Annotated in this window: 25 protein-coding genes; 18 read left to right on the forward strand and 7 right to left on the reverse strand. The window is 64.4% G+C overall.

The genetic code is table 11. The features are described from left to right. The first annotated feature begins 143 nt into the window (after positions 1 to 143). Genes Q352_RS0109370 through Q352_RS0109380 form a run of 3 tightly spaced genes read left to right on the forward strand, consistent with a single transcriptional unit; the run spans position 144 to position 3738 of the window. Positions 144 to 1571 (forward strand): coniferyl aldehyde dehydrogenase, encoded by a 1428-nt coding sequence (locus Q352_RS0109370; RefSeq protein WP_028499119.1) that lies wholly within the window; start codon positions 144 to 146, stop codon positions 1569 to 1571. A gap of 8 nt (positions 1572 to 1579) precedes the next feature. After that, a complete protein-coding gene (locus Q352_RS20495) occupies positions 1580 to 2131 on the forward strand; it encodes a twin-arginine translocation signal domain-containing protein (protein WP_036385848.1) in 552 nt (183 codons plus the stop codon). Further along, positions 2128 to 3738, forward strand: a complete 1611-nt coding sequence (locus Q352_RS0109380; RefSeq protein ID WP_028499120.1) for a GMC family oxidoreductase — start codon at positions 2128 to 2130, stop codon at positions 3736 to 3738. Before Q352_RS20495 ends, Q352_RS0109380 begins: the two co-directional genes overlap by 4 nt. Here Q352_RS0109380 and Q352_RS0109385 read toward each other — a convergent pair. From Q352_RS0109385 to Q352_RS0109395, 3 genes are read right to left on the reverse strand one after another with little or no spacing between them, the layout of a single operon-like run. Further along, complete coding sequence (locus Q352_RS0109385; RefSeq protein WP_028499121.1) at positions 3716 to 4381, reverse strand: hypothetical protein; 666 nt, start codon at positions 4379 to 4381, stop codon at positions 3716 to 3718. The genes Q352_RS0109380 and Q352_RS0109385 overlap by 23 nt on opposite strands. A 6-nt stretch (positions 4382 to 4387) precedes the next feature. After that, positions 4388 to 4891, reverse strand: a complete 504-nt coding sequence (locus tag Q352_RS0109390) for a C40 family peptidase (protein WP_028499122.1) — start codon at positions 4889 to 4891, stop codon at positions 4388 to 4390. Continuing rightward, on the reverse strand, positions 4888 to 6801 hold the full coding sequence (locus Q352_RS0109395; protein ID WP_028499123.1) for an ATP-binding cassette domain-containing protein: 1914 nt from the start codon (positions 6799 to 6801) through the stop codon (positions 4888 to 4890). Before Q352_RS0109395 ends, Q352_RS0109390 begins: the two co-directional genes overlap by 4 nt. A 314-nt stretch (positions 6802 to 7115) precedes the next feature. Between Q352_RS0109395 and Q352_RS0109400 the strand changes: the two genes are divergently transcribed. The 8 genes from Q352_RS0109400 to Q352_RS0109435 all read left to right on the forward strand — a co-directional run bounded on the left by Q352_RS0109400 (position 7116) and on the right by Q352_RS0109435 (position 13844). Next, a complete protein-coding gene (locus Q352_RS0109400; RefSeq protein ID WP_028499124.1) occupies positions 7116 to 7466 on the forward strand; it encodes a hypothetical protein in 351 nt (116 codons plus the stop codon). A 5-nt stretch (positions 7467 to 7471) separates the two neighbouring features. Continuing rightward, positions 7472 to 7924: a protein YgfX gene (locus Q352_RS0109405; protein ID WP_028499125.1), complete on the forward strand. Its 453-nt coding sequence runs from the start codon at positions 7472 to 7474 to the stop codon at positions 7922 to 7924. Next, complete coding sequence (folC, locus tag Q352_RS0109410; RefSeq protein WP_028499126.1) at positions 7921 to 9195, forward strand: bifunctional tetrahydrofolate synthase/dihydrofolate synthase; 1275 nt, start codon at positions 7921 to 7923, stop codon at positions 9193 to 9195. The genes Q352_RS0109405 and folC overlap by 4 nt, the downstream gene beginning before the upstream one ends. Before the next feature lie 22 nt (positions 9196 to 9217). Beyond that, complete coding sequence (locus Q352_RS0109415) at positions 9218 to 10054, forward strand: SPOR domain-containing protein (protein ID WP_028499127.1); 837 nt, start codon at positions 9218 to 9220, stop codon at positions 10052 to 10054. A 9-nt stretch (positions 10055 to 10063) separates the two neighbouring features. Beyond that, positions 10064 to 10615, forward strand: a complete 552-nt coding sequence (locus tag Q352_RS20500; RefSeq protein WP_051528822.1) for a CvpA family protein — start codon at positions 10064 to 10066, stop codon at positions 10613 to 10615. 80 nt (positions 10616 to 10695) lie between these two features. Next, entirely contained in the window at positions 10696 to 12228 is a 1533-nt protein-coding gene (purF, locus tag Q352_RS0109425; protein ID WP_028499128.1) for an amidophosphoribosyltransferase, read from the forward strand. A gap of 99 nt (positions 12229 to 12327) precedes the next feature. Further along, positions 12328 to 13500, forward strand: coding sequence for an O-succinylhomoserine sulfhydrylase (locus Q352_RS0109430; RefSeq protein WP_028499129.1), 1173 nt, complete (start codon positions 12328 to 12330; stop codon positions 13498 to 13500). A gap of 2 nt (positions 13501 to 13502) precedes the next feature. Then, positions 13503 to 13844: a diacylglycerol kinase gene (locus Q352_RS0109435; protein WP_084300023.1), complete on the forward strand. Its 342-nt coding sequence runs from the start codon at positions 13503 to 13505 to the stop codon at positions 13842 to 13844. Positions 13845 to 13892: 48 nt separating this feature from the next. On the opposite strand, the gene Q352_RS0109440 is transcribed toward Q352_RS0109435, so the two are convergent. After that, the gene (locus tag Q352_RS0109440; RefSeq protein ID WP_028499131.1) at positions 13893 to 15320 is read right to left on the reverse strand and encodes a heavy metal sensor histidine kinase; all 1428 of its coding nucleotides are present in this window, start codon (positions 15318 to 15320) and stop codon (positions 13893 to 13895) included. Then, complete coding sequence (locus tag Q352_RS0109445; protein WP_444542978.1) at positions 15301 to 16026, reverse strand: heavy metal response regulator transcription factor; 726 nt, start codon at positions 16024 to 16026, stop codon at positions 15301 to 15303. Before Q352_RS0109445 ends, Q352_RS0109440 begins: the two co-directional genes overlap by 20 nt. Positions 16027 to 16147: 121 nt before the next feature. Here Q352_RS0109445 and Q352_RS20505 point away from each other — a divergent pair, with 121 nt between their 5' ends. The 6 genes from Q352_RS20505 (at position 16148) to Q352_RS0109475 (ending at position 23702) form a co-directional block, all read left to right on the forward strand. Next, a complete protein-coding gene (locus tag Q352_RS20505) occupies positions 16148 to 17812 on the forward strand; it encodes a phosphoethanolamine transferase (RefSeq protein ID WP_084300025.1) in 1665 nt (554 codons plus the stop codon). Positions 17813 to 18173: 361 nt separating this feature from the next. Continuing rightward, positions 18174 to 18893, forward strand: coding sequence for a response regulator transcription factor (locus tag Q352_RS0109455; protein ID WP_199489814.1), 720 nt, complete (start codon positions 18174 to 18176; stop codon positions 18891 to 18893). A 16-nt stretch (positions 18894 to 18909) separates the two neighbouring features. Beyond that, positions 18910 to 19641 (forward strand): fimbrial biogenesis chaperone, encoded by a 732-nt coding sequence (locus Q352_RS0109460; RefSeq protein ID WP_028499134.1) that lies wholly within the window; start codon positions 18910 to 18912, stop codon positions 19639 to 19641. Continuing rightward, entirely contained in the window at positions 19638 to 20180 is a 543-nt protein-coding gene (locus Q352_RS0109465) for a CS1 type fimbrial major subunit (RefSeq protein ID WP_156952515.1), read from the forward strand. Before Q352_RS0109460 ends, Q352_RS0109465 begins: the two co-directional genes overlap by 4 nt. A 90-nt stretch (positions 20181 to 20270) precedes the next feature. Continuing rightward, positions 20271 to 22757, forward strand: a complete 2487-nt coding sequence (locus tag Q352_RS0109470; protein WP_084300027.1) for a CS1-pili formation C-terminal domain-containing protein — start codon at positions 20271 to 20273, stop codon at positions 22755 to 22757. 243 nt (positions 22758 to 23000) lie between these two features. Then, complete coding sequence (locus tag Q352_RS0109475) at positions 23001 to 23702, forward strand: response regulator transcription factor (protein WP_051528823.1); 702 nt, start codon at positions 23001 to 23003, stop codon at positions 23700 to 23702. 13 nt (positions 23703 to 23715) lie between these two features. Here Q352_RS0109475 and Q352_RS0109480 read toward each other — a convergent pair whose 3' ends face one another. Further along, the gene (locus tag Q352_RS0109480) at positions 23716 to 24171 is read right to left on the reverse strand and encodes a MarR family transcriptional regulator (protein ID WP_028499138.1); all 456 of its coding nucleotides are present in this window, start codon (positions 24169 to 24171) and stop codon (positions 23716 to 23718) included. Next, positions 24168 to 24566: a DUF488 domain-containing protein gene (locus tag Q352_RS0109485; protein ID WP_028499139.1), complete on the reverse strand. Its 399-nt coding sequence runs from the start codon at positions 24564 to 24566 to the stop codon at positions 24168 to 24170. Before Q352_RS0109485 ends, Q352_RS0109480 begins: the two co-directional genes overlap by 4 nt. Before the next feature lie 305 nt (positions 24567 to 24871). On the opposite strand from Q352_RS0109485, the gene Q352_RS20510 reads away from it, so the two are divergent. Continuing rightward, positions 24872 to 25525: an ureidoglycolate lyase gene (locus tag Q352_RS20510; protein ID WP_199489813.1), complete on the forward strand. Its 654-nt coding sequence runs from the start codon at positions 24872 to 24874 to the stop codon at positions 25523 to 25525. Positions 25526 to 25586: the final 61 nt, after the last annotated feature.

A 25586-nucleotide genomic window follows, 5' to 3' on the forward strand; every position in this document is an offset into this window, starting at 1 on the left:
CCATGTTGTCCGGCACTTCAATGACACTGGCTATCGATCATACGTTTGAAATTCGTTGCCGGTTACGATTAGAGTTGCTACTCTAATCGCATGCCGCATGGGCCGCACCGTACCGGGGCGAATGGCAACACAAGGAAGCTGTCATGGACAGGGAAACGACCGATCCGGCACTGCCGGCGGTGATGCTGGAACCTTTTGCGCATCTGCGCGCGCAGGCGGTGCACACGCCGTACCCGGCGCTGGCCGAACGGCTGCAGTGGCTGTCGGCACTGCGGGCGATGGCGCTGGATGGCGAGGCGCGCTGGGTCGATGCCGTCGCCAGCGATTTCGGGCATCGCTCCCCGGTCGAGACCCGCATGCTGGAGCTGTTTCCGGCCGTGGCCGGGCTGCGCCATACCCAGCGGCACCTGATGCGCTGGATGCGGCCGCGCCGGCGCGGGGTTGACCTGCTGTTCATGCCGGCGCGCAACCGGGTGATACCGCAGCCGAAGGGCGTGGTCGGCATCATGGTGCCGTGGAATTACCCGATCTATCTGACCCTGGGGCCGCTGACCGCCGCGCTGGCTGCCGGCAACCGGGCGATGGTGAAAATGAGCGAGTTCACGCCGGCCACCGGTGAACTGATGCGCGAACTGGCCGACAAGTATCTGGGCCGCGACGTGATCAGCGTGCTCGACGGTGATGCGCAGCAGGCCAGCCAGTTTTCCCGGCTGCCGTTCGATCATCTGCTGTTTACCGGTTCGACCGCCGTCGGCCGGCTGGTCATGCGCGCGGCCAGCGACAATCTGACCCCGGTCACGCTGGAGCTTGGCGGCAAGTCGCCGGCGCTGGTCCTGCCCGGCTACCCGCTCGAGAAGGCGGCCGAACGCATCGCCTTCGGCAAACTGATCAACGCCGGCCAGACCTGCATTGCGCCCGACTACGTGCTGGTCCACACGTCACAGCGCGACGCGTTCGCTGCAGCCTATGCGTCAGCCGTCGCACGGGCTTACCCGACACTGGTCGCCAATCCGGATTACAGCGCCGTGATCAATGACCGTCACCGGCAGCGGCTGGGCGAACTGCTCGACGATGCCCGCGCGCACGGCGCCGTGGTACGCGAGATCAACCCGGCGGGAGAAGACCTGGCCGGCAGCGGCAAGCTGGCGCCGGCACTGCTGCTGGAGGTGGCCGACACGGCACGGGTCCTGCAGGAAGAGATCTTCGGCCCGCTGCTGCCGGTCGTCAGCTATGACAGCCTGAACGATGCCGTCGACTACCTGAACGCCCGGCCGCGGCCACTGGCCATGTATGTCTTCGACGAGGACAACCGCCGCCTGTCGCAGATTCTGGCCTGTACCCATGCCGGCGGGGTCACGCTGAACGACACCATGCTGCACATTGCCCAGGACGATTTGCCATTCGGCGGCATCGGTCCGTCCGGCATGGGCAGCTACCATGGCCGTGACGGCTTCGACACCTTCAGCCATCTGAAGGCAGTGTGCACGCAGGCACGTCTGAACGGCACCGGGCTGATCCGGCCACCGTATGGCCGGGCGGTCAGCGCGCTGCTGCGCTTCATGCTGCGCTAGGAGCGGGCATGCCATCCCGACGCACGGTACTCAAGGTGGGAGCGGCCGGCGGCGTGCTGCTGGCGCTGGCCGGCCTTGGCGCGGATCTGCTTGCCACCGATGACGGCCCGCTGCCGTCCGGTCCGGCGCTGGCGAACGTGCCGGCCGATGCGGTCATTGCGCTGGCCGCCATCGTGCCGGTCATGCTGGGCGGCGTGCCGGCCGGACTGACGGCGGCCGATTTTTCCCGCATCGTGCTGGCCGGTATCGACACGGCGCTGGCGGGCCTGACGCCGGCGCAGCGCAACGAGGTGACGCAGCTGTTCTCGCTGCTGCGCCTGCGTCCGGCCCGGCGCTGGCTGCTGGGACTGCGTGCGCCCTGGCATGCTGCCGCGGCCGCCGATATTGCCGCCACGCTCGACCGCCTGCGCCATAGCCGCCTGCAGGTACTGCGCGCGGTCTACCAGGGTCTGCACCAGCTGATTGGCGCGGCCTGGTACGGCAACCCGGCCGCATGGCCGGCGATCGGCTACGGTGGTCCGCCGGCCACGGTACTGGCCGCACTGGGGAGGACCGCATGATTGCCGACCCGATTGTCGACGGCCTGGCCCGCGGCTGGAAAGTTACCGATGCCGCAACCCTGAGCGGCGATCTCGACCTGACGGCGGACGTGGTCATCGTCGGCAGCGGCGCCGGTGGCGGCATTGCCGCCCGGGTGCTGAGCGAAGCCGGCCACGACGTCCTGCTGCTGGAGGAGGGCGGACTGTGGTCATCGCGTGATTTCGACCTGCGCGAAGCGACTGCCTACCCGCGCCTGTACCAGGAATCGGCCGCGCGCCAGACGCGTGACAAGGGCGTGACCATTCTGCAGGGACGCGCCGTCGGCGGCTCGACCGTGGTCAACTGGACCAGCTCGTTCCGCACCCCGACCGATACCCTGGCCTGGTGGCGCAGTGAGCTGGACCTGCCGTTTACCGCCGAGTCGATGGCGCCATGGTTCGAGCGTGCTGAAGCGCTGGTCGGCGTGGGCGACTGGCTGCCGGCGCCGAACGGCAACAACGAGGTGATTGCGCGCGGCTGCCACGCGCTCGGCCTGTCATACGGCCATATCCGTCGCAATGTGCGCGGCTGCTGGAATCTCGGTTACTGCGGCATGGGCTGTCCGACCAATGCCAAGCAGTCGATGCTGGTGACGGCCATTCCGGCCGCGCTGGATCGCGGCCTGCGTCTGGTGCACCGGGTGCGGGTCGAGCGGCTGCGGTGGCGCGACCGGCAGGCGGAGTGGCTGGAAGGGGTGGCGCTGGCCGCCGACGGGCTGACGCCGACCGGGCACCGGGTGCGGGTGCGCGCCCGCCATGTGCTGCTGGCCGCCGGGGCGATCAATACCCCGGCCCTGCTGCTGCGCAGCGAGACACCGGACCCGTTGCGGCTGATCGGTGCCAATACCTGCCTGCACCCGACCGTGTTGTCCGGCGCGCTGTTCGCCCGCGAGATTCATCCGTATGACGGTGCCCCCCAGTCGATTTATACCGACCATTACCTGCATGCGGGGCCGGTCGATGGCGAACCGGGATTCAAGATTGAAGCGCCGCCGGTGCATCCGCTGCTGGCTGCCGTGACCCTGACCGGCTTCGGCCCGTCCTATGCGTCCACGCTGCGGGCGTTGCCGAGACTGAACGTACTGATCGCGCTGGTTCGCGACGGTTTTCATCGCGAACTGCCCGGCGGCCGGGTGTCACTGCGCAGCGATGGCTCGCCATTGCTCGATTACCCGCTGAGCGAGACCTTCTGGCGCGGCGCCCGCCACGCCTTCGAGGCAATGGCGGAAATCCAGTTTGCAGCTGGTGCCGGTCGGGTCATGCCGCTGGATGAGCGCGCCGGTTTCTGCCGCAATCTGGCCCAGGTCCGCGAGGCGACCCGGGTGCTGTCACCGGTGGCGACCCGGGTCGTCAGCGCACATGTGATGGGCGGCTGCCGGATGGGACGCGATGCCGGCAGCGGCGTGACCGACAGTGACGGCCGGCTGTACGCGGCCGACAACGTGACCGTGTGCGACGGATCGCTGTTGCCGACCAGCCTCGGCGTCAATCCACAGCTGACGCTGTATGCACACGCATGGCGGATTGCCGACGGGGTGTCGAAACGCTTGTCGTCGGGGGGGCGACCTACTTCATCCAGCCCAGCTTGACGCGGATTTCGTCGTCGGCCGTCCGCAGTTCGCGGATGCCGACGTAGTCGAATACCGGATAGCCGGCGACATTGCTTTTCATCTTGTCGGCCAGCGACGGTACCTGGTCGAGCCGTACCGACAGCACGTCGCCGTCGACCTTCGCCCACGGTTGCTTGTCGGCGAGTTTCTCCACCGGGTTACCGACCGCCAGCCCCATGATGCCGATGGTGATATTGCCGAGCGTTTGCGCGATCAGGCCATTGTCGGCCGCCGTGGTATGGCGCTCGAAGCGGATCTTTATCGTCCGGTTCGGCCAGTCGACCGGCAGGAAGCAGAAGTCGACCGTGTGCAGCGCGCTGACGCCGGACGTGGTCTTGAGCAGCAGCGTGCCCTTTTCCGGTGTCAGCTTCAGGTCCTCGACGCTGACATCCTTGCGGTTGATGTCCTTGCGCAGCGTGTCCAGCAGCCAGTCGCGCTTGATGGCGATGCCGTCCTTGCGCACGCCCGGCATCTTGCCGACGCTGTCCTTCAGCTGCAGGTAGAGCAGGATGGCCTTGTCGCTGGACAGTTCCGGCGGCAGTTTTGCCGCACTGTCGGCGAAGGCGGGCAGGGCGGCCGCCGCCAGCGTGGCGAGCAGCAGGGTGGTCGGGATCAGTCGCATGAGAACTCAGTTCAGAACGGCACGCGCGCCATCGTAGCGGGCGGCGAAATAGCTGTTGTCGAGGCTGTCGACGCGGATGACGCTGTTGGTGCGTGGTGCGTGCACGAACTTGTTGTCACCGATATAGATGCCCATGTGCGAATAACGGCGATTCATGGTGTTGAAGAACACCAGATCGCCGGCCTTCAGCGCACCGCGGTCGATCTCGCGGGTTCGCGACGCGATTTCGGCGGCATTGTGCGGCAGTGCCACGCCGACGGCATTCTTGTAGATGAAGGCTGCCATGCCGGAACAGTCCAGCCCGGCATCCGGATTGCTGCCGCCGAACTGGTAGCCGACGCCGAGCAGACCGAGCGAGTACATGACGATCTCGCGTCCGTCGCCGCTGGCCTGGATGCGGGACAGCGACACGTCCGGTCGCGGGCGGGCGGGTTTCCGGGTCGGCGCCGTCGAGCACGCGGCAATGGCCGCGACCAGTCCGAGTACGATCCAGCGGCGAACGTGTGTCATCCCTGTTTGCTCTCCAGTTCTTCCCAGCGCGCGAGCTTGTCCAGCAGCAGCCCGTCGATGGCTTCGATCCGCGCCTGCCAGGCGCCGGCCTCGGCAGCGCGGTCCTTCCACACCGACGGGTCGAGCAGGCGTTCGTTCAGCGCGGCCTGTTCGGTTTCCAGTGCGGCGATCTGGTCGGGCAGTTGCGCCAGTTCGCGGGTTTCGTTGAACGACAATCGGGTGCGGGCCTTGTCCCGCGCCGGCTTCGCGGGCGCCGCTGCCTGGGGCGCCGGCTGCGAAACTGCCGGTGCGGGTGCCAGTTCTGCCATCCGTGCCCGCGCGGCGACCCAGTCGGCATAGCCGCCCGGGTATTCCTCCAGCTTGCCGTCGCCCTCGAATGCAATCACCTGGGTGACGACGTTGTCAAGGAAGGCACGGTCATGGCTGACCAGGAAGACCGTGCCGTTGTATTCGGACAGCAACTGCTCCAGCAGTTCCAGCGTATCGATATCGAGGTCGTTGGTCGGTTCGTCCAGTACCAGTACATTCGCCGGCTGGGTAAACAGTCGCGCCAGCAGCAAGCGGTTGCGCTCGCCCCCTGACAGAGAACGGACCGGGCTGCGTGCACGGGCCGGCGCAAACAGGAAATCTTCCAGATAGCTCATCACATGGCGGCGCTGTCCGCCGACATCGACATAGTCCTTGCCGTCGCCGATCACGTCGACGATGGCCATGTCTTCCGGCAACTGGGTACGGAACTGGTCGAAATAGGCGATCTGCAGATTGGTGCCGCGCCGCACGCTGCCGCGATCCGGCTCCAGCTCGCCGAGAATCAGTTTCAGCAGCGTGGTCTTGCCGGCGCCATTCGGGCCGATCAGACCGATCTTGTCGCCACGGATCAGGCGGGTGGTGAAATCGCGAATCAGCGTGCGGCCGTCGAAACCCTTGTCGACATGTTCGAGCTCGGCCACCAGCTTGCCGGAGCGGTCGCCGGCATCGAGTTTGAAATTGACCTGGCCGACGCGTTCGCGGCGCGATGCGCGCTCGCGGCGGATCTGCTCGAGGCGGCGGACCCGGCCTTCGTTGCGGGTCCGGCGTGCCTCGATGCCCTTGCGGATCCAGACTTCTTCCTGGGCATGGAATTTGTCGAACTTGCGGTTCTGTTCGGCTTCGGATGCCAGCTCGTCGGCCTTGCGCGTCTGGTAGGCGGAGAAGCTGCCCGGGTAGCTGCGCAGCATGCCGCGATCGAGTTCGATGATGCGGGTGGCGACATTGTCAAGGAAGCGCCGGTCATGGGTAATCAGCAGCACGGCGCCGCTGAAGCCGTTCAGCAGGCCTTCCAGCCATTCGATAGCCGATACGTCGAGGTGGTTGGTCGGTTCGTCCAGCAGCAGCACGTCCGGGGCGCTGGTCAGGGCGCGCGCCAGCGCGACACGCTTCTTCCAGCCACCGGACAGCTCGGTGATGCGCGTGTCCGGCGACAGACCGAGATGCGACAGGGTGGTGGAGATGCGGTTCTCGAAACTCCAGCCGTTGCTGGCCTCCAGCGCCGACTGGATCGCCTGCATGCGGGTCAGCAGCTCCTCGTGATCGGCATCGGGGCTGGCCAGCGCCTGGCTGATGCGGTGGTAGTCGCCGAGCAGGTCCTTCAGTTCGCCGAGGCCTTCGGCCACGGCGTCGAACACGGTCTGGTCCGGATCGAACTCCGGCTCCTGCGGCACGTAAGCGACGGTGATGCCGCTCTGCTGCAGGATGCGGCCGTCGTCGAGACGGACGGTACCGGCGATGGCCTTCAGCAAGGATGACTTGCCGGCGCCATTGCGGCCGATCAGACCGACGCGCTCGCCCCCGTCAAGGGCAAAATCGACGGCGTCGAGCAGGGCGACGTGCCCGAAGGCGAGGGAGGCTTTTTCTAAAGTCAGGAGCGGCATGTAGGCAGACTGAAAACGGCAACAAAACCGGTAGATTCTAGCATGCGACCGCGCAGTGCCCCGAACGGGCTGATACAATCGTTTCAATAAGCCAATAACAAGCCTCGCATTGCGGGGCCTCAGACTGTTCATGAAGGCGGGCACCGGTGGTCATCGCGGCGTCGGTGCGCGCCAGACAGCATCTGCCGGTAAGCACGGCACCTGCCTGATTGAATCCTGCCCCTTCCGTTCCCGCCGCCGCGGAGTATGGACAGTCTGACGCCTCGCGTTGCGGGGTTTTTATTTTGATGATCCGCATTATCCAGGAGCCAGCCATGTACTTCGTCGATCGTTCCGTCGCCGTCATCAAGCCCAAACAACCGTTTGCCGACTGGCTGAACGGGGTGCCTGACAATGATATGGAGCTGTCGCTCGACAGCCTGCGCGCCGACTGCACCGTTATCCTGATTCCCGAGTTTGACGAGCCGGAAGAAGGCGTCAGCCATATTGACGACATTGCCCAGCGCCTGTTCGAAATGGAACTCGCTACCTGGTACGAAGACAAGAGTCTGTGGCCGACCGACCGCTCGCTGAAGACGTTCTGGGAATGGTTCGATGTCGAGATCCACTCGATGGTGATCGACACTGTCGACGACGAGCTGGAAAACACGCCGCTCGACGACTGAATCCGGTGCGCACACGCCGTTTCGCCCCGCTGCGCATCGTGCCTGTCCCCAGCCGCTGCGGACTGGCCCTGACCCTGCTCGCCGCACTGGCGGCGGCAGTGGCGCTGTGCGCGACCGATGGTCTGCATGCCGGTCTGCTGCTGTTGCCGCTGCCGGTGCTGTGGCAGGGCCGGCAGTTCGGCGGCTTCGGCGCGACGCTGCCGGTGCTGGATATCGATGCCGCCGGCCGCCTGCTGCTGAACGGTCAGCCAGTCCGGCTGGCCGCGTCCACCGTGGTGCTGCCGTGGCTGATCGTGCTGCGCGGCCGGGCCGCCGGCCGGCGCTTCAGCATGGTACTGTGCGCCGATTCCGCGCCGGCCGCCGCACTGCGGACCCTGCGCGTGCTCTTGCATTGGCATGTTTCGCCCCGACTTGCCCCCCGTCCCCCCGACCTGGAAAGCCTCAAGACGTCATCATGAGTCAAGACCGTACGCTTGCCGACTGGCTGCACTATCTCGAAACCCTGCATGTCTCCACCATCGACCTCGGCCTCGACCGGGTCCGCGTGGTCAAGGAGGCAATGGGGCTGGACCCCGACTTCCCCGTCATCACCGTCGGCGGTACCAACGGCAAGGGCTCGGTGTGCGCGATGCTGTCGAAAACCTTTGCCTGTGCCGGATTCCGGGTCGGCACCTATGCGTCGCCGCACCTGCTGCGCTACAACGAACGCATCGCCATCGATACCGTCCCGCTGGACGACGCGGCGATCTGCCGTGCCTTTGCCGCCATCGAGGCCGCGCGTGGCGATACGCCGCTGACCTATTTCGAATTCGGCACGCTGGCGGCAATGTGGAACTTCATCGACGCCGGCGTCGATGTCGCGGTGATGGAAGTCGGCCTCGGCGGCCGGCTGGATGCGGTCAACCTGTTCGAGCCCGACTGTTCGCTGGTGGTGTCGGTCGACCTCGACCACCAGGACTGGCTCGGTGATACCCGTGAGCTGATCGGCTTCGAGAAGGCCGGCATCTATCGCGCCGGCCGGCCGGCCATCTGCGCCGACCCGAATCCGCCGCAAAGCCTGCTTGACCATGCTGCCGCCATCGGCGCCGACCTGCGCTGCATCGGTCGCGATTTCGGCTTCACCCGCACCGACTCGCTGCAGTGGGAGTTCTGGCATGGCGACGCGCGCCGCCATTGCCTGCCGACGCCGGCGCTGCGCGGCGGCTACCAGATGATGAACGCGACCGCGGCACTGGCGGTACTCGAAGCCATGAAAACCGCACTGCCGGTCGGCGCCGGTGCGATCCGCCGCGGCCTGCTGGAAGTCGAATGGCCGGGGCGGTTCCAGGTCCTGCCGGGACGCCCGGTCACCGTCATGGACGTCGGCCACAACCCGCATGCAATGCGGGCGATGGTGGCCAGCCTGCAGACGCTGTCTTACGCGGAAAACCGCTATGCCGTGTTTTCGATGCTGGCCGACAAGGACATCGACAGCGTGATCGAACTGGCGAAATCCGAATTCGACGTGTGGTATGTTGCGCCGATTCTGGACACGCCGCGCGGTCTGCCGCTGGCCGAACTGCAGGCGCGGCTGGCCGCCCACGGCATCAGCCAGGTGAAGGCGTTCCCCGACCTGGCTGCCGCCTGGAGCGCCGTCAGCGAGCGGGCGGGGGAAAATGATAGAATCGCCGTCTTCGGATCTTTTCATACCGTCGCCGCCGTGATGGCGGCGAGGGAGCAGGCCGCCTGACGGCCTGGTGACAGGGCAGCACATGAACGAACCCAAGAGCCAACAGGAGCTGATCCAGCTTCGCAAGCGAGCCCGCCGCCGCCTGGTCGGCGCCGTCGTCATCGTGTCGGCAGCCACGCTGGTGTTGTGGAATGTGATCGACGGTCAGCCTCAGACGGAAATGCACCCGGAAAAGGTCGACATCGTCGCCAGCGGTGCCGTGGGTGGCGTGCGTGCGCCGGCGCCGGAGCCCGCACCGGTCGCGGCTGTCCCCGGACCGGCCACGAGTCCGGCCGATGCACTGCCGCCGACGGTACCGGCGGCCGAGCCGGTTTCGCCGGCGCCGGCCACGCCGACCGCCGAACCGGCACGTCCGGTCCCCGCTGCACCGGAGGCGACAGCGCCGAAGGTCGCCGAACCGAAACCTGTCGAGCCGAAAGAGGTCGAACGCAAGCCGGACAGCAAGCCTGCGGCCAAACCGGCGGACAAGCCGGCCGAACCGGCAAAGGAAAAGAAAAAGCCGGACCCGGCCGCGATCCTGAATGACATGGCGGATGCCGATGTGCCGGCGCCGAAACCCAGGGCCAAAGCCGACAAGCCGGCCCAGGACAAACCCGCACAGGACAAGGCAGACGACAAATCAGCGAAATCCGGCCGCTACCTGATCCAGGTGGCCGCGCTGTCCGACCCGGCCAAGGCCGCCGAGCTGAAGGACAAGCTGGCCGGTGCCGGCGTCAGCGCCAGCGTCAGCCAGGTCAGTACCAGCAAGGGAACGGTCAGCCGGATCCGCGTCGGGCCGTTCGCCAGCGAGGCTGAAGCCCGCACGGCGCTGACCAAGATCCAGAAGGCCGGCCTGTCCGGCATTCTGGTACCGCAATAGCAGGGTGCAATGACCACATTTGACTGGATACTTGTCGGCCTGATTGCGGCGTCGACCCTGCTGGCGCTGTGGCGCGGCGTGGTGCATGAAGTCCTGTCGCTGGCCAGCTGGATCGGCGCTTTCTGGGTGGCCAGGCAGTATGCGGCCGACTTCGAACCGATGCTGCCGCAGTCGGTACCGACGGCCGACCTGCGCTGGCTGCTGGCGTTTGCCGCCGTGATGGTCGGTGTGTGGATCGTGCTGGCCATCGGCCGCCGGCTGGCCAGCCGGCTGGTATCCGGCGTCGGTCTGGGCGGGCTGGACCGCACACTTGGCGGCGCCTTCGGTCTGGCGCGCGGGGTGTTGCTGTCGACCGTGGTGGTCATGCTGGGTGGATTGACCCACATGCCGTCGGAGCCGTTCTGGCAGAATGCGCTGCTGGTGACGCCGTTCGAGCGGCTGGCCGTCGACCTGAAACCCTGGCTGCCGGCCGATATGGCCGACCGCATCAATTTCCAGCGTGATGGCAACAGTGGCGGCGAGACGCTGCCGCTGCCGATCCGCAACAGCATCAAAACCTGATCACAAGTCAAAGAGTCTCTCTGCAAGCCGGCCGGGTGGCGGTTTGCAGAGATGTTCTAAAAGAGCGGAATGAGCAAACCATGTGTGGAATTATTGGCGTAGTCAGCGGTTCTCCCGTCAACCAGTTGCTGTATGACGGGCTGCAAGTCCTGCAACACCGGGGACAGGATGCCGCCGGCATCGTGACCGCGAACGGAAACAGCTTTCACATGCACAAGGGCAGCGGCATGGTGCGCGACGTGTTCCGCACCCGCAACATGCGGTCGCTGCTGGGGCAGGCCGGCATCGGCCACGTGCGCTACCCGACTGCCGGCTCCGCCAGCAATCTGGCCGAGGCGCAACCGTTCTACGTCAACTCGCCGTACGGCATCGTGCTGGCGCACAACGGCAACCTGACCAACACCGCCGAGCTGAAGGAGGCGATGTTCCGCCAGGACCTGCGCCACATCAACACCAACTCCGACTCGGAAGTCCTGCTGAACGTGTTCGCCCATGAGCTGCAGAAGCAGATCTACGGTCGCGAGCTGTGCGAGGACGCGATCTTCAACGCGATCATCGAGGTCAACAAGCGGGTGCGTGGCGCCTACGCCGTGGTGGCGCTGATCGCCGGCTTCGGCCTGGTCGCCTTCCGCGACCCGTACGGCATCCGCCCGCTGGTCATGGGTCGCCACGACGGTCCGAACGGCACCGAATACCTGCTGGCCAGCGAGTCGGTCGCCCTCGACTGTCTGGGCTTCCGGCTGGAACGCGACGTGCTGCCGGGTGAAGCGGTCGTGGTCCGCATGGACGGCGCGCGCTCGACGCGCATGTGCGCCGAGTACCAGCCGCATACGCCGTGCATCTTCGAGTACGTGTACTTCGCGCGCCCGGATTCGATCATCGACGGCGCCAGCGTCTACCAGACCCGCCTGCTGATGGGCGAGAAGCTGGGCGACAAGATCCGCCGCCAGATGCCGGACCTCGACATCGACACGGTGATCCCGATTCCGGACACGTCGATGCCGATCGCGCTGCAGCTGGCCAAGCACCTCGACCTGCCGTTCCGCATGGGCTTTATCAAGAACCGCTATGTCGGCCGCACCTTCATCATGCCGGGCCAGGCGACGCGGAAGAAATCCGTGCGCCAGAAGCTGAATGCCATCGGCAGCGAGTTTGCCGGCAAGAACGTGCTGCTGGTCGACGACTCGATCGTGCGCGGCACCACCAGCCGCGAGATCGTGCAGATGGCGCGCGATGCCGGGGCCAAGAAAGTCTATTTCGCCAGCGCCGCGCCGGAAGTCCGTTATCCGAACGTCTACGGCATCGACATGCCGACCCGGGCCGAACTGCTCGCAACCGGTCGCACGGTCGAGGAAATCGCCCGCGAAATCGGCGCCGACGGCGTGATCTACCAGGATCTTGGTGCGCTGCGCGATGCGGTGCATGAAGCCAACAACGCGCTGAACGACTTCGAGATGAGCTGCTTCGACGGCCGCTACGTGACTGGCGACATTACCGACGAATACCTGGCCGAAATCGAAGGCGCGCGCGGCGAGAGCAAGCCGCAGCGCGAAGAGGCACTGGGCGGCGGCGCCGACCTGAACCTGAACGTGGCCGAACAGAACCTGATGTAAGTGGCAACAACGCTATAAGCGTATTGCCAATGATGCGCGCCGAAAGGCGCGTTTTTCATTACCATGTACCGCACTGCAAAACACACGGTAGTTCTCACCATGACGACCCCGCTGCACCCCGAAACGCTGGCCATCCGTGCCGGCCGCGACGTGACCGAATTCAACGAGCACAGCCTGCCGCTGTTCCTGACTTCCAGCTTCATGACCGACAGCGCGGAAGAGGCCCGGCAGCTGTTTGCCGGCGAGCATGACGGCTTTACCTATTCCCGCTTTACCAACCCGACCGTCGATGCGTTCCAGCGCCGGCTGGCGGCGCTGGAAGGCGGCGAGCGCTGCCAGGCGACCGCCAGCGGCATGGCCGCCATCCACGCGGCCATTTTCACCCTGCTGTCGTCCGGTGATCACATTGTGGCGTCGCAAAGCCTGTTCGGCGCCTCGTACAACATGCTGGCGACACTGCTGCCGCGTTTCGGCATCGGGGTCACCTTTGTTTCCGCGACCGATCTCGGCGCCTGGAAGCAGGCCATCCGCCCGAACACGAAGCTGTTCTTCCTGGAAACGCCGTCGAACCCGCTGACCGAACTGACCGACATCCGCGCCGTGGCCGACATCGCCCATGATGCCGGTGCCATTCTCGCGGTCGACAACTGCTTCTGCTCGCCGGCGCTGCAGCGTCCGCTGGAACACGGCGCCGACCTGGTCATCCACTCGGCGACCAAGTTCCTCGATGGCCAGGGGCGCGTGCTCGGCGGTGCGGTGGTCGGCAGCAATGCGCTGGTCGAACCGATCTACGTCTATGTGCGCTCGACCGGGCCGACCCTGTCGGCATTCAACGCCTGGCTGCTGCTCGGCGGCATGGAAACCCTGTTCGTGCGCATGGAACGCCAGTGCGCCAGTGCGCAGAAACTGGCCGAGTGGCTGCAGAACCAGCCGTCGGTGCGCCGTGTCCACTATCCGGGCCTGAGCAGCCACCCGCAGTACGAACTGGCCCGCCGCCAGCAGAGCGCGCCTGGCGCGATCGTGTCCTTCGACGTCGAAGGCGGCCGTGAAGCCGCCTGGAAGATCATTGACAGTACGCAGCTGATTTCGCGCACCGGCAACCTCGGTGACGTCAAGACCACCATCACCCACCCGGCGACCACCACCCACGGCCGCCTGTCGCAGGAAACCCGGGATGCGGCCGGCGTCGGCGAGGGGCTGCTGAGGCTGTCGGTCGGCCTTGAGCATCCGGATGACCTGATCGCCGACCTGGCCCGCGGGCTTGAGGGCTGATCGTGCGCGTCATCAAGGCATTCGGTTTTTCCCTGGACGGTTTGCGCGCCGCATTCGGTGACGAGGCGGCGTTCCGCGAAGTGGTGCTGATGGCGCTGGTGGGCGTGCCGCTGGCGCTGTGGCTGTCGCTGTCGCCGCTGGCGACCGTGCTGATCGTGTTCACGCACGTGCTGACGCTGGTGGTCGAACTGCTGAATACCGGCATCGAAGCGGCCATCGACCGTATTGGCCCGGAAATTCACTCCGAGTCAAAGAAAGCCAAGGACTGCGGCAGTGCTGCCCAACTGGTCATGCTGGTCTGGCTGGTCGCGCTGTGGGGGATGGCACTGGCCGGCCGGATCTGAGCCTGCAGGTTCCTCCCTGTGCATTGCCGGGCCTGGTGCCCGGCAATGTCACGTCTGCAGGTCCGCTACCGGCTTGCCCGGCAAGCGGATGTGGAAGCGGGCGCCACCCCGTTCGCCGTTTTCGACCCCGGCCGTTCCGCCATGTCGTTCGGCAATGGCCTTGACGATGGACAGGCCGAGGCCGGTGCCGCCAGGGCGGCTGCGGCTTTCGTCGCCCCGGTAAAAGCGCGCGAACATGAACGGCAGCTGTGCCGCCGCCACGCCGTCGCCATCGTCCTCGACCGTAAACACGCTGTCCGTCCCGTCTTGCACCACGGACAGACTGACCCGGCTGTGCGCATACTGCAGCGCGTTCGAGACCAGATTGATCAGCGCACGACGCAACAGGTCGCGATTGGCGTATACCGTTCCCGTCCCGCTGAACTGCAGGCCGATCTGCCTGGACTCGGCCAGCGCGTCGAACAGATCATACAGCCCGTCCAGCAGCGGATGGATGTCGAACGCGACCCGGTCCAGCGGCTGGTGCTCGGCCTGCTCGGTGCGGGCGATAAACAGCATGTCGTCACTCAGGCGCTGCAGATGGCGGAACTCATCGAGATTGGCCTCGAGCGTGGCACGGTATTCCTGCTCGTTGCGCGGGCGGTTCAGCGTGACCTCGGTCACGCTGACCAGCGCATGCAGCGGTGAGCGCAGCTCATGCGCCAGATCGGCCGAAAACTGTGCCTGGCGGGCGAACGAAATCTGCAGGCGATCGAGCAGGCTGTTCATGGCACTGACAATCGGCAGCAGTTCACGCGGCCAGGCCGGCGAAATGCGCCGGTCAAGCTGCCCGGCGTCGATGTCGCCGACCTGCCGGCTCAGGGAATGGATCGGCATCAGCACATAGCGCATGGTCATCTGGCCGATCAGGGCGAACAGGATCACCGCCAGCACCACGCCGAGCAGCATCGCATGCAGATAGCCTTCCAGCAGCTCATGCTTGTATTCGTTGTCGTAGGCGAAATCCACCCGCCAGCGCGCGCCATCCAGCCGGTCGATATAGACCGAGCTCAGCAGCCAGTGCTGCTCGACGTGGCCGGGCGCCTTGACCGGATGCAGCGCGCGCAGGGCCGGGTCCCTGGCCGGGGCCGGAAAATCACTGGCGGACAGGGCGGCGATGCGCGGACTCTCGAAGACCAGATGGCCGTCCTCGTCATACAGCCGGCACGCATACAGCGAGTCCGGGCGGGTGAACTCGGTCAGCGCCCGCTGCCAGTGGGCGCGGCTTTCCTGCGCGACCGGCTGATCATGAATCCGCGCGCGCAGCAGGTGCAGGCCGTCGTCCAGTCCGCTGATGGCCTGGTTGGCCAGTCCGGCGCGCAGGAACAGATACAGTGCGCCGCCGCCCAGCAGGATGACCAGCACGGTGGCCAGGGTAAAAATGATCGTCAGCCGGACCGCCAGCGACGCATGCGGTCTAGCGGGCTTCGAGGACATAGCCGCTCCCGCGCACGGTATGGATCAGGGCGGACGGGAACGGATCGTCGACCTTGCGCCGCAGCCGTGCCACGGCGACATCGATCAGGTTGGAGTCGAAATCGAAGTGCATGTCCCAGACCTGCTCGGCGATGTCCATGCGGGTGACGACCTCGCCGCAGCGGCGTGCCAGCAGCGAGAGCAGGGTGAACTCGCGTGCGGTCAGATCCAGCGGCCTGCCGGCACGGCAGGCCCTTTGCCGCAGTGGCTCGATATCGAGGTCAGCGATGCGGAGGTGGCCGTCGCCGCTGTCGCCGGGCCGGGCCGACGTGCGGCGCAGAATGCTCTTGACCCGGGCCAGCAGCTCCGAGAACGCGAACGGCTTGATCAGGTAGTCATCGGCACCGGTTTCGAGTCCGCGCACCCGGTCCTCGACCGTATCGCGCGCCGTCAGCAGCAGCACCGCGACCGGCTGGCTGGTGGCCCGCAGCGCAGCCGTGACGGCAAAACCGTCCAGGCCCGGCATCATCACATCGAGCAGCAGCAGGTCGTACTGCCCGGTCAGCGCCAGGTGCAGGGCGTCGGTGCCGTTCTGCGCGGTATCGACGACATAGCCATGTTCGATCAGACCCTTGCGGATATAACCGGCAGTTTTTTCGTCGTCTTCGGCAATCAGGATTTTCATGGTGCGGCGTGGTGCTTCGTCAACGGCAATCAGGACTGCCATTGTACGCGGACAACCTGTCAGGACTGAAAGGGTAGCGTCAGCTTGGGGCAGGGCGCCGGACACCAGAATGGCGGCATCTGATTTATTTGTGGCCGTTGCATGCGGCCACGCCGGGGAATCCATGTCCGAGAGTCGTGCCCTGTTCCTGTCCAGGCCCTTGTTCCCGCTCACCACACTGCGCACCCGTCCGGTGTGGATGACGCTGATCGTCGCCATCCTGCTCGGCACGGTCTACAACATCCCGCTGTGGCGCTACCTATTGGGCCTGCTGCCACAGGAGCGCGGGCTGCAGAACGGACTGTTTGTCGCCGCGTTTTCGGTGTTCCTGATCGCGGCGTTCAATCTGATCCTGTCGCTGGTGACCGTACGCTGGATCCAGAAGCCGGTGCTGGCCCTGCTGCTGCTTGGCGCGGCCTCGGCCGCCTATTTCATCCAGGGCTACAACGTGCTGCTCGACGCCGGCATGATGCAGAACCTGTTCGAAACCGACCCGCGCGAAGCCGGCGAATACCTGAACCTGAACTTCATCCTGTTCATGCTGCTGTTCGGCGTGCTGCCGGCGGTCCTGCTGCTGCGTACCCGGCTGGAGCGCGGACCCTTCGGGCGCGAGCTCCGCCTGCGCCTGCTGGTCATCGTGCTGAGTCTGGCCGCCGGTGGCGGCGCATTGATGGGCTACTATCAGGACTTTGCCTCGCTGTTCCGCAACCACCGCGAGGTGCGCTACCTGATCACGCCGTCCAATTACATCTCGGGTACCTACAAGTACCTGCGTGGCAATACGATGGTGGCGAAGAACGTGGCGCCGCTGGGCACCGATGCCCGGCTCAATGCCGCCGCCGGCAAGCGCGGCAAGCCGACCCTGCTGGTGCTGGTGGTCGGTGAGACCGCGCGCGCCGGCAACTTCTCGCTGAACGGCTACGGGCGCGACACCAACCCCGAGCTGGCGGCGCGTGGCGTTGTCAGCTTCACCAACGCCTATTCGTGCGGCACGGCCACCGCGCTGTCGGTCCCGTGCATGTTCTCGCGCATGAACCGCGAGCAGTACGATGCCGACAAGGCGTCCTCGCAGGAAAACCTGATGGACGTGCTGAAGCACGCCGGCGTGAACATCCTGTGGCGCGACAACAACTCGGGCTGCAAGGGGGTGTGCAACCGGGTGCCGAACGAACTGCCGGCCCAGTTCAGCGACCCCGGTCTGTGCAAGGATGGCGAGTGCCACGATGAGGCCATGCTGGGCGGGCTCGAGCGCTATCTGGAGAAGACCGGCGGCACGACCATCATCGTGCTGCACCAGCTGGGCAGCCATGGCCCGGCGTATTACAAGCGCTATCCGGCAAGCTTCGAGCAGTTCAGGCCGGTGTGCAGGAGCAGCGAGCTGCAGACCTGCCGCCCCGAAGACATCGTCAATGCCTACGACAACTCGATCCGCTACACCGATCATTTCCTGGCCAGGGTCATCGACCTGCTGAAATCGCAGCAGGACAGATTCAACGGCGGCATGCTGTATCTGTCCGACCACGGCGAGTCGCTGGGCGAAAACGGGGTGTACCTGCACGGGATGCCCTATTGGCTGGCTCCGGACAACCAGAAGCACATCCCGTTCATTACCTGGCTGTCGCCGGGCCTGCAGCACGAAACCGGTGTCAGCCAGGACTGCCTGCAGGCACGCCGTGGCGAGGCCATCAGCCAGGACAACCTGTTCGACTCCGTGCTCGGACTGCTCGACGTCGATACATCGGTGTACCGGTCGTCGCAGGACTTCTACCTGGCGTGCAGAAAACGATAGCCGGTCCAATGCGCTCCCCGCCGCCGCGGGGGCATGATCCGCTCCCTTCCCACCGGACAAGCCTGGCTTGTCCGGTGGCGTCGTTTACAGCCGGTCTGGCATGTAAATCAGATTTTTCTATTTTGCCAAGACTATTCTGTATGTAATAGAAGCATATTCTTGGGTAAATTTGAGAGGCTGGCGTATTCACAGCGTGGATGGTCGGTGCGTTAATATATTAGCGCACATATGAACCCGGCCCAGCCCTGTATCAGGGGTTTTTTTATTTATCCTGCGTTGAGAGGTGATTCTTGAAAGTCACATGGCGCAACCCGAACTATATTGGATTTCTTGATTGGAACGGCTCATTTAAGGAGAAAGAATGAAACCCGGGGACGCCATCAGGGGAGGGGATATCAATGAATCGAAGGAAACGATGACGGCGGAAAGCCCCAACCTGCTGATCAGCGTCATTCTGATCGACGACCATCCGGTGATGCGTTATGCGCTGAGGCACATGATCGAAGAGCAGGGGCGGTTCAATGTCCTTGGCGAGGCCGAGGATGCTTCCCGCGGATTTGAACTGATCCGGACGCATTTTCCCGATGTGGTGCTGCTGGACCTGTTCCTGCCGGACATCAACGGCCTTGACCTTATCTACAAAATATCCGTCCTGCCACGACCTCCGAGAATACTGGTGCTGTCCGGGCAGGACGAACGCCTGTATTCGAACCGGGTGATGAGCGCCGGTGCACACGGTTATGTCAGCAAGAGCAAGGGCATCCAGGAAATCAAGAATGCGCTGGTGATGGTTGCCGGCGGTTATTCATGCTTCCCGATCGCTTCCCTGTATGTCGGCCCGGAGCAGAAGGCCGACCGGGATCTGCTGTCTTGTCTGACCAAGCGTGAAATGACCGTGCTGATCGGGCTGGTTCGAGGGCAGTCCAACAAGGAAATCGCCGACAGCCTGTTCCTCAGCCAGAAAACCATTAGCTCATACAAGGTGCGGATACTGGAAAAGCTGCACCTGCACACGCTGGCCGACATGATCAATTTTGCCATCAAGAACAAGCTTATCGAGTCCGAACGCTGGCAGCGATAGCAGGACAGGACCTGAGATGAATACCGCATTGCCCGCTTTGCTGGGCATCCTGCTGGCCGTGGCCAGCACTTCCGCCGCTCATGCCCAGCCCGATATCGGCATCGGCAGTCTGTACGACTACCTGCCGGGGGCATCATCGTCGATCGTCAAGCCGATACGGAACAGCGGCAGCAGCACCGGTTTCGTCAGGATTGACGTCAGGCGGATCCAGGTGGACGACGCCGGAAACAGCACCGAAACCGAACTGACGGAAGGTGAAGGATGGCGTAACCGGCTGATCGTGAGCCCCAGCCGCCTGATCGTGCCGCCAGGCGGCATGCGCAGCGTGCGCGTCCTCTATGTCGGGGAGCGCAGCCGCGAACACGTGTTCCGGGTCCGGTTTACGCCGGTGGAACCGGGGCGCGGAGACGGTTTTGGCCAGGAGGAAGACGCGGGCGCGACCACGGCCGGGGTCAGAATGCTGGTCGGCTATGGCGGCATCGTCATCGTCCGGCCGGAGCAGGAACAATACCGGACCGATTTCATACAGCGGACCGACGGGCTGGATGTCGTCAACCGCGGCAATACCACCCTGATTCTGGATAATGTCTATGCGTGCAAGACCGATGAGCACTGCCTTGCCCCGGTAAAGAAACATGTATTGCCGGGACGGACACAGTTTTTCAAAAGAGAGGGATTGTCTGAAATACGTTTCGACGTCGTTGAAGGAGAAAAGGTGAGCTATAAAGAATTCAGGTTTGCCGGTTGAAATGGCAAATCTCCTTTTCTTTTTTCTGCTCAAGTGATGTCACGATGAAATTCAGCAAAAAACATATTGCAGGTGTTATTTTTTTCCTGGCTTCGGCCACAAATGCGGAAACGCTGCTGCAAAATATCCAGGTCCGGGCCGTTGTGCCATCCGGCAGCTTTTATGTGAATGCACTTGAAGGGTGGCCCTCCGGCCCTGTCCAGATCGGCTACGATTCCAACCGGCATGTATTCAATCATCACCATCTTGGTTTGCGGATGAAAAACAGCATCCAGTCCGGTGCTACCGGCGGGAAAATCATGGCAAGACTGGCTTATCCGCCAGTCATGCGCGGTGTGCGCGGGCAGATGAGCGTGGATGTCGGCATCAAGACGGAAAATACCGATGTGATACTGGGTACAACGCCGACACTGATTTATGAGGATGCCGCCGGAGACGAAATCATGGGGCACCTGCATATCAAGGTGAAAGATGCCGGTCCCTATGCACCGGGCAATTATATCGGGACCGTGGCGCTGGAGTTCGATTCCGTGCTGTAGCACGGTCGATATCCGGTTCTGGAGCCTTGACGTCCTCGTCCGGGCAAAGGCGCTTCCCGCTACGGGTCTTCATACGGGCACACCAATCGCATGGTGACTCTTATTCCCGCGCCGTCAGTCATGCGGGGCATGATGGCGGCCGGCCTGCTTGCCTGCACCATGCTTCCGGCCTGGGCCGATGATGCCGCTGCGGTGGCGCTTGATGCGGCGCAGCTGCGGCAATCCGTTCCGGACGCTTTTGCCGACGTGCTGTTCGATACGCCGGTTGCCGTTCGCATCGAACTGGATGGGAAATACATGGTGGATGCGCTGGTGCGACTCGGGCGTGATGGTCAGGTTGGCTTGCAGGAAGTCCTCGACGGGGTTGCCAGCGAAGTCCCGGCGCAGGAACGGAACCGCTATGTTTCCCTGTTGCAGACAGGGGGCGGACTGGGGGATTGCACCGGCCTGCTGTGCGAGGGACTGGTCCGGGTCGCCTACGGTGTCGCTGACTCCAGGCTGGCCCTGTTCACGGATCGTGCGCAGCGGGAATACCGGCCGGACCGGTATCTCGCCTTGCCGGGGCGCGGTGGCAACGGCGCCTTGCTCGGCAACCAGCTGACCTATGTGCGGCGTGGTCGGGATCTGCCGTCCAGCGGCTCGTATCAGTTGTCGCTGATTACCAGCCTCGCCCCGTGGAGCGCGTACTCGGATCTGCAGATTTCCTATGCGGATGCCGGGCACTGGCAGCGCGGCAGCCGGGTCAGAAAGTACCTGAACAATGCCTATATGCAGCGCGACTGGCATGGGCTGTACGCCCGCATCGGCTACCTGTCGCCGGACCTGTCTACCGGGCAGGGCAATCTGGCCCCGATTCCGTTCAGTCACTACAACCCCATTCTGGGATTCGCTTTCGGATCATCGGACAGCCTGCTCAAGCGCAGCAACAAGCCGAGCATGGTGCCGCTGACCGTCAGCGCCAGCAAGGCCGGCCATGCGGAGATCTCCCGTGACGGGCGTCTGCTCGCAACCTATGCCGTTCAGCCCGGCCTGCAGGTATTGCCGACCGAGGGATTGCCGGATGGCATCTATCCGGTCACCGTCCGTGTCTTCGAGGATGGCCGGATGGTGTTCACGACCCGTGAGTCGATTTACAAGCCGGGCAACTGGAATGGCACCGACCGCTTCCGTTTCCGCCTTTATGGCGGGCGCCGCCAGTCGGTGTGGGACTATCGTGCCGGCGCCCATGCCGACGGCGGCATGCTGGGCGGGGTCCAGCTCGGCTACCTGCTGCATCCGCAATGGCGAGCCGGCATCAGTGCGCAGCAGGGTGGGGGCGACCGGCAGGTCGGCCTGTTCAGCAGTTTCAGTCCGCTCAATGCCCTGCAGCTGTATGTGAATCCGTATTACTCGAAGCGGAGCGGGCAGGGGTATGAGCTGCAGGGGATCGGCGCGTTTTCCCGCCTCAGCCTGGCCGTCAGTCACCGGCAGTCGGCGCGGCCGGCCCGCTATGGCCGGTCACGCCATCTGCGCCAGCGCCATACCACCGTCAGCAGCGACTGGCAGCTCAGCGACCAGGACCGGATCAGTGCCCGCTTTGGCCACGCGCACGACGACCGGCAGTCAACGTCGGACCTGTCCTATTACCGCGATATCCGCCAGTGGACCGATGTGGGGGCCCAGGCGTATGTGAGCCTGTCCGAGCGCTTGCAGGGCTATCCTGGCCGGCGTTCGCGCGGCATGGCCGTCGGCATGAGTTTCTCGCTGGGACGGGCGGCGTCCAGTCTCGGCATGGGGCTGGGCTCGCGCACCGACGGTGGTGCCGGGCGCGAGTCATCGGCCCAGCTCCATTACCAGCGCACCTTCGACGAATCGCCACTGCAGGCGGTGGCGGTCAATGCCAGCCATGCCAGCCATGGCAGTTCGGGCACGCTGTCGGCCCGTCTGTCGCAGCGCTATCTGTCCGGAGACGGCTATCTGCAATCGCACGGCGGGGGTGGCGCCATGCTGGGCGTCAACCTGGAGAGTACCGTTGTCATGGGCGGCGGTGGCGCGCTGATCGTGTCGCGGCCGGCATTCGGCAGCAGGATGCGCGCCGGGGTAGTGGTCGACCTGAAGTCGGAAACCCTGCCGGATAGCGAACGCCTGATTGCCAGGCTGGATGACGGCCGCCAGTTCCGCTTGCGGCGTGGCGAAAATTTCATTCCACTGGCGCCGTTCCGGCCGCAGCACCTGAGTTTCGATCTGGCGGCGGGCAGCCGGAAAGGGGCGAAGTTCCTGCCCCAGAGCCTGTCCGTGCATCTGCTGCCCGGCGGCATCAGCCGGCAACGGGTCGAGGTCATCCGTACGCAAACCGCAATCGGGCGTCTGGTCGGTCCGGACAGCCGGCCGCTGGCCGGGGCCAGGGTCCGGCACCAGACCATGCAGGCCGTGGCCGAATCCGATGGTCTGTTTACGCTGGAGCTGAGCCAGGCGCACCCGGTTCTCGAGGTCGTGCAGGCGGACGGGCGCGTCTGCCAGGTCGATTTGCAGGATCGGCTGATCAAGGGGTACAAAGACCGTGATCTGGTCTTGCTGGGCGATGTCGGCTGTCATTAGCCGCGGGGAAACAGGATGTTTCCCTGATTGCCGAATGGCGCCTGCCCGGGCCTGTCCTGTCTGACGATCCCCCGTTATTCAATTGGCAGAATAGACTTTTCATATGTGCCTGGGTGGATATGGCGCAGGTATATTGTTCATGATACTTGCCAAATATACGGTAGTGCATGACTGCGAATCTTTTTATCCGATCAGAACCATTCATGCGCTGCTTAAACTCCTTGTGCTAAATGGTTATTCAATATGAATATTGTCAAGCGTCTCCCGGTTTCGGTCGACCGTGCTCATGGTTCGCAGGGAACAGCCGAGGCGCCGCACGAGGCCGTACGCATTGTCCTGATCGAAGACCATCCGGCCGTCCGCTTTGCCGTCCGGCACATGGTCGAAGAGGGCGGCGAGTTCAGCGTTGTCGGTGAAGCGGATACCGGGGCCGGCGGCCTGGACCTGGTCAGGGGCGTACAGCCCGACATGGTCGTGGTGGACCTGAATCTGCCGGATATCGATGGCCTGCAGTTGCTGAACAGCCTGGTGTCCCTGCCGCTGCCGCCGCGGGTACTGGTCCTGTCCGGGCTGGACGAGAGAATTTACGCTCCCCGGGCGATGGGCCTCGGCGCCAGCGGTTTCATCAGCAAGGGGAAGGGCATGGAGGAGCTTCTCCATGCTGTCCGCATGGTGTCCGGCGGCTACATCTGCTTCCCGCTGGTCGCCATGCAGGTCGGTCCGGAGGGGCTGGCCGGCGATGCCGGCCAGCCCAGCCTGACGCGCCGGGAAATGTCGGTTTTGCTCGGACTGGTCAAGGGGCAGTCGAACAAGGAAATCGGTCAGACCCTGTTTCTGAGCCAGAAAACCATAAGCACTTACAAGATCAGGATCCTGGAAAAGCTCCATCTGGAAACGCTGGCGGACTTGATCAACTGGGCTCACCGCAACAATCTGGTCGAGTAGTCCGGCCTTGCCGCTACTTGCCCGACAGGGCCTGCTGGGTATGCAGCAGCAGGTCCAGGGACAGGTGGCCGCTATCGGTCTTCAGCGCCAGCAGCTCGTCGCGATGCGCCTGCGCCAGCTGCTCGACCAGCGCCTCTCCCTTGGGCAGCAGCGTGATTTCCACGCAGCGCTTGTCGTCACGTCCCGCGCTGCGCCGAACCAGTCCCTGTGTCACGCAGCGCGTCACCAGACCGACCACGCTGTGGTGGTGTGACTGCAGGCGTTCCGCCAGCTCGGCGACCGTTGCCCATTCCCGCCCCGGGTAACCGCGGATCTGCAGCAGCAACAGATATTGCAGCGGGGTGATGTCATGGGCCTGGGCCTGCTCTTCGCTGAAGCGCAGGAAGCGGCGCAGCCGATAGCGGAAATCCGCCAGGCGTTCAAAATCGTTTTTGCTCAGCGGGGGTGAGGCAGGAGAGGCAGGAATCACGACAGGGCCTTGTTGGCTTGCGGGGTGGAGTCATCCGGCGTTGCCAGCTGTTGCTCGATAAAGCGTGCCAGCGCCATGGCCGGATTGTACCTGTCGCTGTCATTGGCATGCACCAGGATAACGGGCTGCCGGGAGGCAGCCTCGCGCAGCGCTTCCCAGCGGTGCGGGTTGTTGGCCAGATCGCTCCAGTACACCTCACAGAAGGTCGGCCAGCGCAGCGGATCCTGTCGCAGCCAGGTGACCAGTCCTTCGGCCGGCGCGGCCGCTTTCAGCCACTGGGTCACGCCTGAAGCATAGCGTGACAGCTCTTTTGGCCATTTGGCATCGACGATGTACAGATTCTCCATGTCGGGACTGAGATTGGCGACATGGACGACAGTAATGGGGAACGTCACGGCAAGGGTCTCCTTGGAAAGGGGGCGGCTGGATGTCGCGAATCGGGTGCACGACGGGCGGGTACTGGTAAATATATCGCATTGCGATCTATTTGCAAGCCATTCCGTCGCCGTCGCCCGATGACAATGACTTGGCACGCAATCCCAATCCCGCCGGGGGCGGGGCGGGGTACAACAGTCCTGCGGCCCGCGAGGACCGTCGACGTTTCTCCTGCTGCAATACCTTTGCCCGCCCTGACCGGGGCGGGTTCTTTTTGCCCAGGCGTCCGGTCGCTCCGTCTTTTAAATCGTATGAGGATGAGGAAATGAACACCCCGCTGCGCAATCTGCTGACCGTATGTGTGCTGTCGACCGGACTGGCCTCCCTGGCCTGGGCCGACGGCCAGCCCGTGCTGACCAAACCGATCCCGAAAACACCGATGGCCTGCGGGGTCTACGGACTGACGGTCGAACCGGCTGCGCGCGTGCCGCTGAAGGTGGAGCCGCTGACCAAGGCGGCATTTGCGCCGTATGGCGACGTGATCGAACCGGCATCGGCCAGCAAGACCTATCCGATCAACAATGGCGAGACCATGCGCTACCACGACATGGCCGCCATCCAGGCCAATGGCAGCAATGCCAGACCGATCGTCAGCATCTTCGAGTCGAAGCCGGTACGCGGCAGCATCAATGTCCACCTGCTGGAACGGCACCCGTATGGCAGCCAGGCCTTTGTTCCGCTGGACGGGCAGACCTTCCTGGTAGTGGTGGCGGCGCCGGGCGACAAGCTCGACCCGTCGACGATCAAGGCCTTCATCACCGATGGCAAGCAGGGCGTGAACTACCACGCCGGGGTCTGGCACCATCCGGTGCTGACGCTTGGCAAGACCACGAACTACCTGATTGTCGACCGCAGCGGCGATGAGCCGAACTGCCAGGAAATCGGCATGCCGAAAACCTACATGCTGGGTCGCTACTGAGCGCGGGCCGGTTGGTCGGGCGGTTTTCCCGTCCACCGGCGCCCGGCTTCCTGCTATGGTC

It is taken from the genome of Microvirgula aerodenitrificans DSM 15089 (assembly GCF_000620105.1).
Lineage (GTDB): Bacteria > Pseudomonadota > Gammaproteobacteria > Burkholderiales > Aquaspirillaceae > Microvirgula > Microvirgula aerodenitrificans.

What these genes read in the sequence shown, in the direction of transcription:
- Q352_RS0109370 (WP_028499119.1), top strand. Translation starts at nt 144, where the DNA reads ATGGACAGGGAAACGACCGATCCGGCACTGCCGGCGGTGATGCTGGAA.
- Q352_RS20495 (WP_036385848.1), top strand. Translation starts at nt 1,580, where the DNA reads ATGCCATCCCGACGCACGGTACTCAAGGTGGGAGCGGCCGGCGGCGTG.
- Q352_RS0109380 (WP_028499120.1), top strand. Translation starts at nt 2,128, where the DNA reads ATGATTGCCGACCCGATTGTCGACGGCCTGGCCCGCGGCTGGAAAGTT.
- Q352_RS0109385 (WP_028499121.1), bottom strand. Translation starts at nt 4,381, where the DNA reads ATGCGACTGATCCCGACCACCCTGCTGCTCGCCACGCTGGCGGCGGCC.
- Q352_RS0109390 (WP_028499122.1), bottom strand. Translation starts at nt 4,891, where the DNA reads ATGACACACGTTCGCCGCTGGATCGTACTCGGACTGGTCGCGGCCATT.
- Q352_RS0109395 (WP_028499123.1), bottom strand. Translation starts at nt 6,801, where the DNA reads ATGCCGCTCCTGACTTTAGAAAAAGCCTCCCTCGCCTTCGGGCACGTC.
- Q352_RS0109400 (WP_028499124.1), top strand. Translation starts at nt 7,116, where the DNA reads ATGTACTTCGTCGATCGTTCCGTCGCCGTCATCAAGCCCAAACAACCG.
- folC (WP_028499126.1), top strand. Translation starts at nt 7,921, where the DNA reads ATGAGTCAAGACCGTACGCTTGCCGACTGGCTGCACTATCTCGAAACC.
- Q352_RS0109415 (WP_028499127.1), top strand. Translation starts at nt 9,218, where the DNA reads ATGAACGAACCCAAGAGCCAACAGGAGCTGATCCAGCTTCGCAAGCGA.
- Q352_RS20500 (WP_051528822.1), top strand. Translation starts at nt 10,064, where the DNA reads ATGACCACATTTGACTGGATACTTGTCGGCCTGATTGCGGCGTCGACC.
- purF (WP_028499128.1), top strand. Translation starts at nt 10,696, where the DNA reads ATGTGTGGAATTATTGGCGTAGTCAGCGGTTCTCCCGTCAACCAGTTG.
- Q352_RS0109430 (WP_028499129.1), top strand. Translation starts at nt 12,328, where the DNA reads ATGACGACCCCGCTGCACCCCGAAACGCTGGCCATCCGTGCCGGCCGC.
- Q352_RS0109440 (WP_028499131.1), bottom strand. Translation starts at nt 15,320, where the DNA reads ATGTCCTCGAAGCCCGCTAGACCGCATGCGTCGCTGGCGGTCCGGCTG.
- Q352_RS0109445 (WP_444542978.1), bottom strand. Translation starts at nt 16,026, where the DNA reads ATGGCAGTCCTGATTGCCGTTGACGAAGCACCACGCCGCACCATGAAA.
- Q352_RS20505 (WP_084300025.1), top strand. Translation starts at nt 16,148, where the DNA reads ATGTCCGAGAGTCGTGCCCTGTTCCTGTCCAGGCCCTTGTTCCCGCTC.
- Q352_RS0109455 (WP_199489814.1), top strand. Translation starts at nt 18,174, where the DNA reads ATGAAACCCGGGGACGCCATCAGGGGAGGGGATATCAATGAATCGAAG.
- Q352_RS0109460 (WP_028499134.1), top strand. Translation starts at nt 18,910, where the DNA reads ATGAATACCGCATTGCCCGCTTTGCTGGGCATCCTGCTGGCCGTGGCC.
- Q352_RS0109470 (WP_084300027.1), top strand. Translation starts at nt 20,271, where the DNA reads ATGGTGACTCTTATTCCCGCGCCGTCAGTCATGCGGGGCATGATGGCG.
- Q352_RS0109475 (WP_051528823.1), top strand. Translation starts at nt 23,001, where the DNA reads ATGAATATTGTCAAGCGTCTCCCGGTTTCGGTCGACCGTGCTCATGGT.
- Q352_RS20510 (WP_199489813.1), top strand. Translation starts at nt 24,872, where the DNA reads ATGAACACCCCGCTGCGCAATCTGCTGACCGTATGTGTGCTGTCGACC.